Origin of the sequence: Bdellovibrio sp. SKB1291214, assembly GCF_002209355.2 — a bacterium.
Classification (GTDB): Bacteria; Bdellovibrionota; Bdellovibrionia; order Bdellovibrionales; family Bdellovibrionaceae; genus Bdellovibrio.
In genome coordinates, this window is record NZ_CP106855.1 from 1,470,918 (window position 1) to 1,485,226 (window position 14,309).

Consider the following 14,309-nt stretch of genomic DNA (forward strand, 5'->3'; position numbering starts at 1 on the left):
CCTTAGTTTAGTCGACTGTCAGCTGTCTGAGAAGATCCAATTGGTCTAGAACTTTACCTGAGCCCATAACTACACAGCTCAATGGATCTTCGGCGATAGAAACTGGCAACCCAGTACGCTCTCTTAGTAAAACGTCTAGGTTCGCAAGCAATGCACCACCACCAGTAAGAACGATACCGTTGTCTACGATATCAGAAGCAAGTTCTGGTGGAGTTTTTTCAAGCGCTGTACGAACAGCATCAACAACTTCAGACAATGGATCCATCAAAGCATCGTTAACTTGCGAGCTTGTGATCTCAATCGTTTTCGGAGCACCGGCAACTAGGTCGCGACCTTTAATCTCCATCGTTTTTTCTTCTTCGAATGGATAGGCGTTACCGATTTGGATTTTGATGTTCTCAGCAGTTCTTTCACCGATCAACAAGTTGAACTGACGGCGAACATAGTTCACGATCGCTTCGTCAAATTTGTCGCCAGCAACTTTGATTGATTTACAGTAAACGATACCACCCAATGAGATAACTGCGACACCCGTCGTACCACCACCCATGTCGACAACCATGTTGCCTGATGGTTCTGTGATTGGAAGACCTGCGCCGATTGCTGCTGCCATTGGTTCTTCGATCAAATAAACTTCACGAGCACCCGCTGATTGAGCTGCTTCTTTAACCGCGCGTTTTTCCACCTGAGTGATTCCGTAAGGAACGCAGATGATGATACGTGGACGGATGAAAGATTTTTTCTCGCCCAAAGATTTACCAATGAAATATTTAAGCATGGATTGAGTGACTTCAAAGTCCGCGATAACACCGTCTTTGATCGGGCGAATCGCTACGATAGAACCAGGTGTTCTACCCAACATGTCCTTTGCTTCTTTACCGACAGCAAGAACACGGTTTTGCATTCCGCGATAGTTCTTCTGAACTGCTACAACTGATGGTTCATCAAGAATGATACCGCGACCCTTAACATAAACGAGAGTGTTGGCAGTGCCCAAATCGATGGCGATATCATTGGAAAAATAGTCTTGTACTTTGTCAAAAAAACTCATGCAGAATCTCTCTCAAGAAAATTTCATTGTGTCATTTCGACTACAAGTCTAGGGAGATTGAAAAGCAGAGTCAATACTGATATTTAGGCCGCAAGTCGAGTAATCCTGACGCGGCCCAGAATGAGGACCTGTTTATAAGTGCTTCTTCCACTCCAGCTCACGCCCCATATACTCCGAAAGTGCGTGCTTCTCTTCGTGAATACGCTTGTCCGTCCAGCTCAATTTCTCTTGGAAAACCTGCACGATTTCGTCGAGATGCTTTAAGCCGTGATTGCGATCCGCAAGGAACAAGTGCACTCGACGAGAAAAGAAGTCACGCAAGTTCAGACACATGGTGGAATCAATGGCTTGCGCCGCTTCGAGTTGCCAATAGGTGTACTTATAATCGTACTTCGTCAGAATCACCTCAGCTTCGCGACCGTATCTCTGCGCTAAGGCCGCGACATCTGCCACAGGGCGGCCGAATTCCTTGGCCCAAGCGTGAACCAAGACCTGTGCCTCGTGGAATGCGCTTTCTGTCGTGTATTCATTCAATGCCACTGCCGTATCTTTTTTCGCGAAACGACCGCGATCTTCCATAGGGAAACTGCGCAATGCATGGGAAACCGTTTGTTGGCACATCAAGCGGTAAGTCGTGTATTTACCTCCCGCGACGAAAGTAACACCGCGAGGATCATCAATAATCGTGTGCTCACGGCTGGTTTTTCCCTCTGTGGATGATCCATCGTTTACCAAGGGACGAACCCCTGCATAACTAGAGATCACGTCGTGCGCTGTCAAATTCGCACCTGGGAAATAGTGAGATGTGATATCCAACAAATATTTAACGTCTTCCGGAGTCACCGTCACATTTTCTGGGGATTCTTTAAAATCCGTGTCAGTTGTGCCAATGATGATCATATCATGACGAGGAATACCGAAAACAATGCGATCACCTTTTTCTGCACCCATCACCACCGCACTAGTTAGAGGCAGGCGATGTTGTGGCAAAGTTAAGTGAATGCCCTTTGTCGGACGAAGAATCTTTTTCCAATCTTTGAAAAGCTTGTCCCCTAATTGATCTGTCCAAGGCCCTACCGAGCTGATCACATGACGACCGCGAATCATAAATTTATCTTTGGAAATCTGATCCTCACAATGAACAGCCGAAATTTTTCCGTCAGCGCCGAACTGTGCGCCTGTTGCAGTGACATAATTCGCTGCAACCATTCCCATTTCATTTGCGGAGCGCAAAGTTTCAAAAACTAAGCGATCATCATCCATGTATCCATCAGAATAAACGTATGCGCCCAAAAGATCTTTTTCACGAAGATCCGTCATGCGCTCCATGGATTCTTTAGCATCCAAACGCTCGTGCATTTCTGGGGACTGAAACAAGGCTAAGATATCGTACAACCACATTCCCAGGCCCATCTTCAGCATGCCCACGCGGCTTTCCTTATATAGAGGGAGCATAAAGCGCAATGGATGCACTAAGTGCGGTGCCATTTCGAACAATTTATTTCTTTCGTTCAGGGCTTCATAAACCAGTTTGAAATCCATGTTTTCAAGATAGCGAATACCACCATGGACCATTTTGCTGGAGCGAGAAGACGTTCCAGAAGCAAAATCCCGAGATTCAACTAAGGCCACGCTCATCCCGCGCGCGCAAGCATCGCGCGCGACACCAGCCCCGTTGATCCCACCACCGATGATGATCAGATCGAACTCTTGAGATTTCATTTTGGACAAATTTTGAAGACGATTGACGTAGGAAAAATTCTTCATACACTCATCCTATTTCGTAGTTTTCACCGCGATTGTGCCCGGTGCCCAATTCGCTGGTTTGAAGCTTTGAATTGAATTAGGAACTCCATTATCCGACGGGAAATAAACTCTTTGCAGATGTTTTTCACGGCCTAGCTTGTAAGCCAGCTCGCAAAGTTCATCACGAGCCTGCAATGTTTCAGACTGCACGTGCTCGACCCACAAAGTTTGTGTTTGGCCATCCAGGAACAACAAAGGTTGAGCGATGAAGTATCCGATCAATGCTTTTGTATCCACATCTTCCGCCAGGAAACTCCAGCCCAATGGAATGTAGTGATTAAGGGCTTCAATGCGATGCTTAGAGTTCCAAACGGCCATCATTCTTTCCATCTCGTCGGGATATTGTTCCGTCATTTTTTTATTTTCGAGATCGAGAATATTTTGTAGATCGTCAATTTGGATAACGCGAAAGAACAGACTCATGGACCCAGCTCCCTTGTCATTTGAACGTATCTATTTCATACTAAGACCCGATGAAATACAAAGATTATTCCTCTGACGTTTGGGCCACGATTAACAACACACTTGACCAAGTTTCTCGACAACAGGACCAGCCGATCGCCGCATTCGATGCGGATGGGACTTTGTGGGATATCGATTTGGGCGAAACTTTCTTTCACTACCAAATCGACAGAAAACTTGTAGCGCTTCCTGCCTCACCGTTTGAGCATTATGAAAACATGAAGGCGCAAGATCCTCGCAAAGCTTACCTATGGCTTGCGCAAATTTGCCAGGGTAAATCCCTAGCGGAAGTTCAAGATTGGGCAAAAGCCGCAGTCAAAGCTGCGGCACCAATCCCTGTTTTTAACGAGCAGAAAAAATTAATCCAGCTTCTCTTGTCAAAAGGCGTAAAAGTTTACGTCATCACAGCATCTGTTAAATGGGCAGTCGAAGGTGGAGCTGATCTTGTCGGACTTAGCCATGACAATATCATCGGTGTGGAAACAGAAGTTCAGGACGGAATTATCACAGACAAACAAAAAGGCGTCATCACTTACCGCCAAGGCAAAGTCGAGGCTTTGCTCCAAAAAACCGGCGGTAAGCTTCCGTTCCTAGCGAGTGGAAACACAATGGGTGACTTTAATTTGCTTGAAAGCGCCACCCATCTGCGATTGGCGATAAGTGCGGCTTCCCGCGACGATAAGATCTTTAAAACTGAAAAAGAGCTAGCCGACCATGCTGACCAAAATGGATGGCTGCACCACAGGTTTATTTAAGATGTTAGATATATATATCGATGCAGATGGCTGTCCGGTTAAGGAAGAAACTTATAAAGTGGCTGAGCGCTATCAGCTAAAAGTTTTCGTCGTTGCTAATAAGTATTTAAATGTACCTCAAGATCTGCGCGTGCAAATGATTGTCGCCTCTTCTGATTTCGATGCTGCTGACGACTGGATCGTCGAGCACACGCAAAAAGGTGACATCGTAATTACCGCTGACATTTTACTAGCCGAACGATGCGTGAAAAAACAAGTTCGCGCGATTGGGACAAAAGGCATTGAATTCACAGAAGACAGCATTGGCTCTGCCGTCGCGACACGAGAACTCATGCAGAATCTTAGACACATGGGTGAAGTCCGAGGCGGTCCAGCACCGATGGATAAAAAAGATCGCTCTAAATTTCTAAGTACCCTCGATCAGGTAATCCAACAACTCAAGCGCTGCTAAATAAAAAGCCCCGGTTCATCACCAGGGCTTTTCAAACTTGTCGCATTCCCTCAAGGTATAAATTACCTTAGTTTTTCCCGACTACTTTTTCGATATCAGAAATTTCTTTTGGAACGGATGTCGTCATGTTCTCTACGCCATTTGAAGTGACGCGAACGTTGTCCTCGATACGAATACCGATACCGCGATATTTTTGAGGCGCAGACGTATCGTCAGCAGGGATATAAAGACCCGGTTCGATGGTGAAGCACATGTTCGCTTCGATAGGACGTGGCTCGCCTTTTTTAAAGTACAAACCAGCATCATGCACATCAAGACCCAACCAGTGACCGATACCGTGGGGATAGTATTTCTTTTGCGCCAAGGCTTGGATCAAATCGTCTTTGCGACCCGACAACAAACCAAGCTCAAGCATCGCATCCGTTAGCATCGAAGTACCCATATCGTGCAATTCTTTGAACACGATTCCTGGTTTTACGAAATCAACGATCGCCTTTTGAACCTTCAAAACAGCTTCGTACACGCGGCCTTGCTCATCAGTGAACTTACCGTTTACTGGATAAGTTCTTGTGATATCACCCGTGTAGTAGTTGTACTCGGCACCAGCATCAATCAACAACAGATCGCCATCTTTACAAACCTGGTCGTTAAAGTTGTAGTGAAGAGTTGTTGCTGCATTACCAGAAGCTACGATGAAACCGTAACCTTCACGAGCAGAGTCTCTCATGTAAAAGTTATGAGCCAACACACCTTGTACTTGGCGCTCAGTCACACCGGGGCGAGTAAAGCGCATCGCCGCCAAATGAGCTTGAGCAGAGATTTCGCAAGCCTCGCGAAGTTGAGTCAATTCGTACTCTGACTTCACTAAACGCATTTCACCGATCAAAGTGTCAGCGTCGTGCACAGAAAGCAAACCATAGCCTGTGCGACCACGCATTTGTTTTACTGTGTTCAGCACATGTTCCATCTTTTCATCGACTTCTTTGTTTTTGAACTGGCGATAGTAAATGGAATCAACAGCTGACAACAATTGCGGAGCTACTTTTTCAAACTCATCAATTGGATAGCATTTGTCGATTTTAAATTCTTGCTCACAGCCTTCAGGGCCGTAGCGGAATCCATCCCAAGTTTCTCGTTCGCGGTCACGACGACGCACGAACATTACACTCTCTGGAGTTTGACCAGGACGAACGATCAAGATCGATTCTGGTTCTTCCCAACCCGTTAGGTAGAACATGTTAGAGTCTTGGCGATACGGGAAATGCACGTCGTGATTGCGGATCAACTCGGGATGAGAAGCAACCACCAACGCAGAACCTGGGATTTGTTGACCCAGTTTCTTTCTTCTTTCAGCAAAAATGTTCATATCAAAAGTTGGTTTTCTCATTCCGGTCTCCTGAACTTAAAGTCCCCATTTACGTGTCAAAGTTTTCAATTGGCGATTTGCAGAGTCAGCGCCTTTGTTCATGATTTCACGACGCTTATCGAAGTCCATAATACCATAGTCACCTGTGTCCAAGGTAATAACAGTATCAACTCCTGCAAAAGGCTTATTATACAGACCTGCGATCTCACTCCATAATACGTTGTCAGTGGCAGCAGAATCCAAAGTGAACGGCTTGTTCCCGCCTGGAGCCTGAAGCACATTTACAAGAACGACGAAGTTTGCGCCTTTTTGGCGCAGATAACGGGCCAAGCCCGAAATTTCGCGGATGCCGGCTACGTTACCTTGGAAGGGTTTAAAGAACGGAGGATACGCCATACACATGGATAGCAATTGCTCCATGCCCCCGCGATTCATCATCAATGTTTGATTCTTTTTTAGATTGTAGGAAGGACATGCGAAGGGAATGCGGAAATCATCAGCCTTTTGATTTTTAAAAGCTGTGTTATAGAAATCCTTCATCACCGAAATATCGCCGTTCTTGTTAACATTTCCTAGCAAAGATTTTTTGATGATTTCTTCATCTTTAAGTTTAAACATTTGCCATTCAACGTCGTTGGCTTGTTCGCGATTCGCGTAAAGTGCTGCCATTGGAGAGGCGAACTCGACGCCACCGATCGCGTATACCGGAACTTTGGCACGAGTGATTTCGTGCAAGAAACCAATGTGTGCGTAAGTCTTAGCTCCACCTCCCCCTAAGATAAAAGCAATCTTAGGCATCGCCGGAATCACTGGAGTTGGAAGTGGTGCTGGTGGTGGTTCCTCAACTTGCATATCAGGTTGATATGGTGTTGAAGGTTCTTCAGCTTGACGAGGCGAAGAAGGATACGTGGTCGCCGTCTTTGATGGTGTCGAAGGTTTCGTACCGGTACGAATATCTTCACGGGTTTTCAAAGATTGACAGCCCGCCAAGAAAATCAAACTCATTAGTAGGCTAGTGTTTTTTCGCGAAAACAAAAAACTCATGATTGCCGTCCTTTCCCTCAATGGAAGAAGCAAAATAGTCCTTTACCTCAAAACCGCAATTTCTTAGACAGGTTTTGATTTTCTCTTCGACTTTCAAATACAACGAAGAGTCTTTGACAATACCACCCTTTGAGAGCCCGTCAACGCCGACCTCAAACTGTGGCTTTACAAGGCTTAACAACTGGCCCGATGGTTTCAAAAAACGCCCGAGTTCCGGCAAAATCATTTCAATCGATATAAAGGACACGTCCATTACGATCAAATCAAAGCCCTCTTTCGGAGTAGCCTCGACAACGGATGCCTCTTGCGAAAGGGCCCGGGCATTAATGCCTTCAATGACCTTCAATTTAGAATTATTCACAAGTGACGAGCTGACTTGGCCATGCCCCACATCCACACCCAACACGAATCGGGCACCGGATTGAAGGGCACAGTCTGTAAAGCCCCCCGTAGAAATCCCCACATCCAAAACATCAAAGTTCTGAATTTGAAGTCCCACATGTTTTAAGGCACCTTCTAGCTTAAGTCCTCCGCGAGAGACAAAGCGATTAGCTGGCCCTTGATCCACGGAAATATGATTTTCCATTTCGGCCGTCACGGCGATGTTGGATTTCTTAAGAATTTGCTTCTGGCCAATCTTATCAAGGAAAACTTGGCCCGCCTCAATCAGCTCTTGGGCATGTGTACGAGACTGGGCTAAACCCTTTTCAAACACATAAATATCCAAGCGTTTTTTATCAGCCATATTCCCCGATTTAATTCCTAATGTTTTCGTGAGATATTAAAACTTACCAAATACTCAAGCATCGCTGCATCCGCAGAAACCTTGTGTAATTCAGCCATCGTGTTCTTACTGATTTGTTCTAGATATTTTTTAGTTTCTTCAAGGCCAATAATGCCTGTGAAGCTGCGAACGTCTTGATCTTTTTCCCCGTGATCCAACACATCGTCGGCCACTTGAAAAGCAACACCTAACCCCTCGCCAAATTTCTTTAATGCTTCAATTTCTTGAACCTTAGCGCCCGCGATGATTGCCGCACCTTCAACCGCCACACGAATTAAAGCACCTGTTTTTAGCAAGTGGAGGTGAGTGAGTTCTTGCTGGGAAAGCTGTTTTTCCCCCGCGCGAAGGTCGATGGCTTGACCACCTACCATTCCGCGAATACCGGCTGCTTCAGACAAAAGCTGAACCAGGCGTCCCACCAAAAATCCGTTTTCAGAATAATTTTTTGCGATAATTAAAAAAGCTTCAGTTAAAAGAGCATCACCAGCAAGCAATGCAAAGTCTTCACCGAAAACTTTGTGATTCGTGGGTTTCCCACGGCGCATATCATCGTTATCCATGCACGGAAGATCATCATGGATTAAAGAGTATGTGTGAATCATCTCGACCGCGGCTGCAAAGGGTAGAACCTTTTCGGCAGAGGCACCTAACATCTCGGCAATAAGAACTGACAGAACAGGGCGAAAACGTTTTCCGCCGTTCGTGGCAGAATAAAGCATGGATTTACGAAGCTCAGCGATAGCAGGTCCTTGAGGCAACTCCATATCAGACAAATACTTCTCCACAAACCGATTCACAGTTTGCACCTTCAAGGCCATTTCTTGCTCAAGCTGAATCGCTAAATCCAAAACGACTACTCCTCTGGAGTGAAATCAGTTGTAACTGGTTTTCCGTCAGCACCGACAGACATCAAAAGTTTTACTTTTGTTTCCGCTTCAGAAAGACGCTGATGACATTCACGAGAAAGCTTAACGCCCTCTTCAAAAAGCTTTAAGGAATCTTCCAACGCCAAATCGCCTTTTTCCATTTTTTGAACGATCTCTTCAAGACGTCCCAGTTTCTTTTCGAAATCCATTATTCCTCCTTCACGCCACTAACAGTGGCCGTGAGTGAACCCTGTGCCAAACGAATATCAATGCTATCCCCGGCTTTAACTTGGTTTGCTGATTTAATAACTTTTGAATCTTTAGTTACGATTGAGTATCCCCGGTCCACGACTCTCAAAGGACTCATGCTATCTAGCATTGCCATCATACGATCCATGCGAGACTTTTTGCGCTCTAATGAAAACAGTAATGCTTTCTCTGAACGTTGTGCCAAGAATGTTAATTCCTTTTTACGGCGATCAATTAGGTTTTGTGGTGTACCCAATTTTTGGGTCATCAATTCTACACGGTGTTGCTTTTGACCGATCGAACGGTTCATCGCTAACTCTAGACGTGTCAGCAAATCATCATTGCGAAGTTCTAAATCTTGTAAGCGACGTTTGGGATCAACCAAGCGTTTAGAAAGGCCCAACGCTTTTTCACGCAAGAACTTCATCTTTCTATCGAAAGATAATTTCAACATACGTTCAAGCGATGTCACTTTATTCACTAGCTCCGCAGAACTTTTAGCAACTAGCTCTGCTGCCGCTGACGGAGTTGGCGCACGTAAGTCCGCCACAAAGTCTGCAATTGTAAAATCAATTTCGTGGCCAACAGCCGAAATGACAGGAATTGGACTGGCTGCGATCAAGCGAGCCAAGCCCTCGTCGTTAAAGCACCACATATCTTCAATAGAACCGCCGCCACGACCCACAATAACTGCGTCGACATCAGGCAGTGCTACCGCCTTTTTAAAGGCTTCACGCAACTGCGGAGCCGCAGCCTCGCCCTGAACGATTGTGGGGACGATTGTTACTTGAATAGACTTTGCACGACGAGAAAGCACGTTCAAAATATCGCGAATCGCAGCACCTGTTGGTGAAGTCACAATTGCGATATGTCTTGGAAAAGTTGGAATAGGTCTTTTTTTAGCAGAGTCGAACAAACCCTCAGCACGAAGTTTATGCTTAAGTTGCTCGAACGCCTTTTGCAAAGCACCCGCGCCCACCGGCTCCATCATATCAACCATCAACTGATAGTTGCCCCGAGGCTCGTACACGGTCACACGACCACGAACCATCACTTCCATACCGTCAGTCGGTTTGAACTTGAGGCGTGCGTTATTACCGCGGAACATAACCGCCGTGATCTGTGATTTTGAATCTTTAACACTGAAATAGAAATGTCCCGAAGTGTGAGCTTTGAAATTTGAAAGCTCCCCACGCACCCATACCATCCCCATTTGACCTTCGATCAACTGCTTGATTTGGACATTTAGTTGCTCAACAGAAAGCACCACGGGCTCATTGGATTTAACAGGCGCAGAAGCCGCATCCAACGTAAGTTGCGCGTAGTTTTCAGTCTTGCGAAGGGGCTGATTTGGAGAGTCGGACATGGGGTGGAAAGTTAATCCCAGCCCCCGGAGGAGTCAATACTCAGAGCGACGAGTACCAGACATTTTGCGCGGCCCAAAGACCGCCAACGAAGAAACACACCCAACCCAAATTTTTGTGCTTCATAAGGTTGTGAAACGCTTCACCCATGCGCTCTTCACCGATCTTTACTAAGGCCGGATTTTCCAGCACAAACACCATGAGGAGTCCATAGAAAAAAACCACGAAGGGAAAAATAAAATCCAATTTTTGAGGTGTCATATGCAATATATCGGAGGCTTACGGAAAAGTTAGAGTCCGGTTCGATTGACGAAACTATACTTCCTGCTAGAATAGTCTTCAGAGGTTCGACGACGTAAAGCTCATCGAAATTAAACCTTACAAGCATATTTTTGGGGACTGTCCCTGGCAATGGTGTGCAAGCTCAGCTCGTACTGAGAAGCCTAAAGTCGCTATCATGGTCACCCACCTTAGCTAAAACAGGTTTAGTTCAGAGTAGTCATCGGGCCTTTTTTTATTTCCCCAAAAGGTACAGCCTTACCTCCTCTTCTGTATTAAAACTCCGAGCTTTTCCCTCGAAGAAATCTCGTTTCGAGACACTACCAAAGAACGGTTTCCTGGCTCTGATTTAGGACATTGTTCGACAACTTATTTTCGTCCACCTATCCTGAAATAGTAGCGATTTAGAACGTTATTTGTTGGAGCAACAGCATGAGCAGATCATCCGCGACGTCCAAAGCCTCTAGAAAAAACCAAACAACCATTCCCCAGCGCGTGCGCAAAGCATTGGGAATCGCCAAGGGCGATACTCTTCTTTGGACCATCGAAGGCAATGAAGTCTCATTGAAGATCATCAATCGCGTAAATGTCGACTGGAACAAAACTTCAGAAATGTCATTACTAGAATGGACCCCAACAGAAGAAAAAGAAATCGAAGCCTAAAGGTAACAGTTCCCTTTTTTAGGATTAAGCTCGAATCATAAAAAAAGCCCACCTATAAAGTGGGCTTTTTGCTTTTAAGAACAGCTAATCCTAAAAAAGGGAACTGTTACCTAAAGAGGGATGACTTCGATTGTTGGGTTGAATTGGTCGCGGAGGATGCCTTCGATGGCCATCAATGTACCCGATGTGGCGCTTGGGCATGTTCCGCAGGCGCCTTGGTAAAATACGTAGAGTTTATTGTCTTCGTATTTTACGACATCCAAATCCCCACCGTCACCTTGAAGACCTGGTCGAACCGTGTCGTCCAAGATCTCTTCGATGCGTTGAACCTCCGGTGGAAGTCCCGCACGACGCATTTTCTTTTCATCCGCCTGGGTTACGTTGGGATTATGAATTGGCATGCGAGTTTGAATCACTGCGCATGCATTCTTTTGAATTTCCTCTGGATCAGAATCAAAGCTGTGGGTGATCGTGATCACGTTTTGGAACAAGTGAACCTGACGAACACCTTCCACTTGGAACAAGCTTGATGCCAAAGGGCTTTGCTCAGCTTCTTGGATAGAAGTGTAAGTTGCTTTACCTTCAGACAACACAGGGCGATCTAAAACGAATTTCCATGCGTTTGGATTTGGTGTTGCTTGAATTCTGATTAATACATCCTGCGTACTCATAATAATAACTCCCGGGCCTTCACCACGGCTTTAACTAAAGCATCAACATCTTGACGATTATTATACACTGAAAAAGAAGCGCGAACAGTTCCCGGAATGCCAAGTCTTGCCATCAGCGGCTGAGTGCAATGGTGACCGGCTCGAACTGCGACGCCCTCTTGATCTAAAATCTGACCTACGTCCGAGTGATGAGCACCTTTCAGATTAAATGAAATCGTAGGGCCTTTATCATTCGCCATTCCATAGATTTTCAAATCAGGAATTTCCAAAAGTTTTTCTGTGGCGTACTTCAATAGATCCATTTCGTAGGCATGAATCTTGTCGAATCCGATATTTTCTAGGAACTCAATAGCCGCGGCCGTACCGATTGCTCCCTCGACGTGAGGCGTACCCGCTTCAAATCGTGTTGGAACATCATTGTAAGTCGTTTTTTCTATCGTGACTTTGGAAATCATTGATCCGCCACCTTGATAAGGAGGCATTGAATCCAAAATGGCGCGCTTTCCGTAAACAACACCGAAACCAAATGGGCCAAATAACTTATGAGAGGAGAACACAAAGAAATCTACATCCAAAGCCTTAACATCGACTTTGAACTGAGACACAATTTGCGCGCCATCCACCAAAACTTTCGCCCCCACAGCGTGAGCAAGCTTTGTCATGCCCGCGACATCCGTATTTGTTCCAAGAACATTCGAACACGCAGTAAAGGCAACCATCTTGGTTTTGCTGGACAATTTATTTTTGAAATCATCCATGTCGATTTCGCCGTTATCTAAAATACCCGCAGCCACTACTTTGGCTCCGACTTTTTCTGCGATCATCTGCCAAGGGACGATATTTCCGTGATGTTCCATCTCGGTGATCAAAATTTCATCGCCCGCCTTAAGGTTCGTCAGACCCCAAGTGTTTGCCACGAAATTCACACCTTCTGTTGTACCACGAACAAAGATAATTTCCTCGAACTGTTCAGCGCCGATGAAATTAGCAATCTTATGGCGAGCCCCCTCAAACGCTTGAGTGGCAATATCCGCCAGATAATGAGCACCTCGATGAACATTGGAAACTTCATTGGTATAAAATTTCGTAATGCGATCGATGACGACTTTGGGTTTCAAAGTCGTCGCAGCACTATCTAAATAAGAAAGTCTTTTGCCATGCACAGTTTGAGTCAGCGCAGGAAACTCGTTTCGAATTTCAGCAAAAAGCTCATTCAAATTACTCATTGTACCTTCTTAGTTCAGATGCAAGCGCGCAAACGCTTCATCCAAATGCTTAGTTAACCATTTTTGAATGCCGTCATCTGAAATTTTATACAGAACTTCAGACAAGTACCCATAACTTAACATCGCAATCGCTTTATCTTTGGAAATCGCACGCGATAGCAAATAGAACAACTCTTCCTTGTTAAGCTGACCCACCGTTGAACCGTGGCCTGCTTTCACATCGTCAGCATGAACTTCGATAGAAGGCTTGCTGTCGGCTTCTGCTTTGTTACTTAAAAGCAGGTTGTTGTTCAATTGCGAAGAATCCGCTTTTTGCGCGTCTTTTCGAATCAAGATCTTACCAACAAAAGCAGAACGACCTGACCCATCTAAAATACCTTTATACAATTGGTGAGTCGTACATTCCCCAACTGCATGATCGATCAACGTCGTATTATCAACGTGTTGAGTTCCTTGAACCGCATAGATTCCCAGAACTTCGGATGTTGAACCTTTCTCTTTCAAAACTAAATCAAAGTTATGACGAGAAAGCTGCGCTCCTGTCGAGAAAGCCAAGCTTTCAAGGTTTGCATTTTTACCAAGATTGATTCTTGTGCGACCAATATTCACCGCGTTTAAGCTGTCCGCCTGAACACGCACGTAAATAACTTTGGCATTGTCACCCACTTGCAAATCAAAAACTGAATTCGCGAAATAAGCTGCACCCGCCATGCCGTAATGGCTTTCAAGGATACGAAGAGAGGACCTTGCACCCACTTCCAAACGAATGCGTGGATTTACCATCAAGGCAGATCCTGATTCATTGGACGTGAAGAACACGAAATTCACCGGTTTTTCCACAGACGTTTCTTTAGCCAAATGAACCATGTACGGAGTTTCCGCATAGGCACCGTTTACGGCATCAAACGTGTCATCGAATTGTTCTGGATATTCCGCAAGTTCACGCATCGTAAGACCGTGAGGCAAATCAGAAGACAAAGTTTTATTAAAAACACCGTTAAAGAAAACAAGATTCATGAATTCAGGGTTGATGGCCTTTTGAATCGCAACCATCGTATCGTGACTTGGAGCCACCGCATTCAGAGCACTTGGCAAGAACTGTGTGTCAGCCAAAACTTTAACACTCGTATAATGCCACTCTTCATCCTTGCGGGTTGGAAGACCCTTTTTCAAGGCATAGTCATAGCCAGCCTGACGGAAAGACGCCAAAGCGCCTTTCGCCGGGTGTGCTTGACTGAATTTTTCGTAAGTCGAAAGTAAATTCATCTGCCT

16 protein-coding genes and 1 other RNA gene are annotated in these 14,309 nt (G+C 45.4%); 4 read left to right on the forward strand and 13 right to left on the reverse strand.

Annotation, left to right across the window (positions count from 1 at the left end; all coding sequences use genetic code 11):
* Positions 1 to 7 precede the first annotated feature (7 nt).
* The 3 genes from B9G69_RS07305 to B9G69_RS07315 all read right to left on the reverse strand — a co-directional run bounded on the left by B9G69_RS07305 (position 8) and on the right by B9G69_RS07315 (position 3,280).
* Positions 8 to 1,051, reverse strand: coding sequence for a rod shape-determining protein (locus tag B9G69_RS07305; protein WP_088616163.1), 1,044 nt, complete (start codon positions 1,049 to 1,051; stop codon positions 8 to 10).
* 132 nt (positions 1,052 to 1,183) lie between these two features.
* Entirely contained in the window at positions 1,184 to 2,818 is a 1,635-nt protein-coding gene (locus B9G69_RS07310) for a glycerol-3-phosphate dehydrogenase/oxidase (RefSeq protein ID WP_088616162.1), read from the reverse strand.
* 9 nt (positions 2,819 to 2,827) lie between these two features.
* Entirely contained in the window at positions 2,828 to 3,280 is a 453-nt protein-coding gene (locus B9G69_RS07315) for a hypothetical protein (RefSeq protein WP_088616161.1), read from the reverse strand.
* Positions 3,281 to 3,330: 50 nt separating this feature from the next.
* Between B9G69_RS07315 and B9G69_RS07320 the strand changes: the two genes are divergently transcribed.
* Positions 3,331 to 4,074 (forward strand): HAD family hydrolase, encoded by a 744-nt coding sequence (locus tag B9G69_RS07320; protein WP_088616160.1) that lies wholly within the window; start codon positions 3,331 to 3,333, stop codon positions 4,072 to 4,074.
* A gap of 1 nt (position 4,075) precedes the next feature.
* Positions 4,076 to 4,525: a YaiI/YqxD family protein gene (locus B9G69_RS07325; protein WP_088617234.1), complete on the forward strand. Its 450-nt coding sequence runs from the start codon at positions 4,076 to 4,078 to the stop codon at positions 4,523 to 4,525.
* A 67-nt stretch (positions 4,526 to 4,592) separates the two neighbouring features.
* Here the strand turns inward: B9G69_RS07325 and B9G69_RS07330 are convergent, their stop codons facing one another.
* From B9G69_RS07330 to B9G69_RS07360, 7 genes are read right to left on the reverse strand one after another with little or no spacing between them, the layout of a single operon-like run.
* Positions 4,593 to 5,912, reverse strand: a complete 1,320-nt coding sequence (locus B9G69_RS07330; RefSeq protein WP_088616159.1) for an aminopeptidase P family protein — start codon at positions 5,910 to 5,912, stop codon at positions 4,593 to 4,595.
* Positions 5,913 to 5,927: 15 nt separating this feature from the next.
* Positions 5,928 to 6,896, reverse strand: coding sequence for a patatin-like phospholipase family protein (locus B9G69_RS07335; RefSeq protein WP_088617233.1), 969 nt, complete (start codon positions 6,894 to 6,896; stop codon positions 5,928 to 5,930).
* A 7-nt stretch (positions 6,897 to 6,903) separates the two neighbouring features.
* Entirely contained in the window at positions 6,904 to 7,680 is a 777-nt protein-coding gene (locus tag B9G69_RS07340; protein ID WP_088616158.1) for a TlyA family RNA methyltransferase, read from the reverse strand.
* 17 nt (positions 7,681 to 7,697) lie between these two features.
* Positions 7,698 to 8,567 carry a polyprenyl synthetase family protein gene (locus B9G69_RS07345; protein WP_088616157.1) on the reverse strand — a complete coding sequence of 290 codons (870 nt, stop codon included), beginning with the start codon at positions 8,565 to 8,567 and terminating at the stop codon, positions 7,698 to 7,700.
* 5 nt (positions 8,568 to 8,572) lie between these two features.
* On the reverse strand, positions 8,573 to 8,794 hold the full coding sequence (locus B9G69_RS07350) for an exodeoxyribonuclease VII small subunit (RefSeq protein WP_088616156.1): 222 nt from the start codon (positions 8,792 to 8,794) through the stop codon (positions 8,573 to 8,575).
* On the reverse strand, positions 8,794 to 10,200 hold the full coding sequence (gene xseA, locus B9G69_RS07355; protein ID WP_088616155.1) for an exodeoxyribonuclease VII large subunit: 1,407 nt from the start codon (positions 10,198 to 10,200) through the stop codon (positions 8,794 to 8,796). Before xseA ends, B9G69_RS07350 begins: the two co-directional genes overlap by 1 nt.
* A gap of 40 nt (positions 10,201 to 10,240) precedes the next feature.
* Positions 10,241 to 10,459, reverse strand: a complete 219-nt coding sequence (locus B9G69_RS07360) for a hypothetical protein (protein ID WP_088616154.1) — start codon at positions 10,457 to 10,459, stop codon at positions 10,241 to 10,243.
* Positions 10,460 to 10,553: 94 nt separating this feature from the next.
* Between B9G69_RS07360 and ssrS the strand changes: the two genes are divergently transcribed.
* Both ssrS and B9G69_RS07370 read left to right on the forward strand, forming a co-directional pair.
* Positions 10,554 to 10,712: non-coding RNA, 6S RNA (ssrS, locus tag B9G69_RS07365), on the forward strand.
* 197 nt (positions 10,713 to 10,909) lie between these two features.
* Complete coding sequence (locus tag B9G69_RS07370) at positions 10,910 to 11,140, forward strand: AbrB/MazE/SpoVT family DNA-binding domain-containing protein (protein WP_088616153.1); 231 nt, start codon at positions 10,910 to 10,912, stop codon at positions 11,138 to 11,140.
* Between the two features lie 110 nt (positions 11,141 to 11,250).
* On the opposite strand, the gene B9G69_RS07375 is transcribed toward B9G69_RS07370, so the two are convergent.
* From B9G69_RS07375 to sufD, 3 genes are read right to left on the reverse strand one after another with little or no spacing between them, the layout of a single operon-like run.
* On the reverse strand, positions 11,251 to 11,811 hold the full coding sequence (locus tag B9G69_RS07375) for a NifU family protein (protein WP_088616152.1): 561 nt from the start codon (positions 11,809 to 11,811) through the stop codon (positions 11,251 to 11,253).
* Positions 11,808 to 13,037 carry an aminotransferase class V-fold PLP-dependent enzyme gene (locus B9G69_RS07380; RefSeq protein WP_088616151.1) on the reverse strand — a complete coding sequence of 410 codons (1,230 nt, stop codon included), beginning with the start codon at positions 13,035 to 13,037 and terminating at the stop codon, positions 11,808 to 11,810. The genes B9G69_RS07375 and B9G69_RS07380 overlap by 4 nt, the downstream gene beginning before the upstream one ends.
* 9 nt (positions 13,038 to 13,046) lie before the next feature.
* Complete coding sequence (sufD, locus tag B9G69_RS07385; RefSeq protein WP_088616150.1) at positions 13,047 to 14,303, reverse strand: Fe-S cluster assembly protein SufD; 1,257 nt, start codon at positions 14,301 to 14,303, stop codon at positions 13,047 to 13,049.
* Positions 14,304 to 14,309 lie beyond the last annotated feature (6 nt).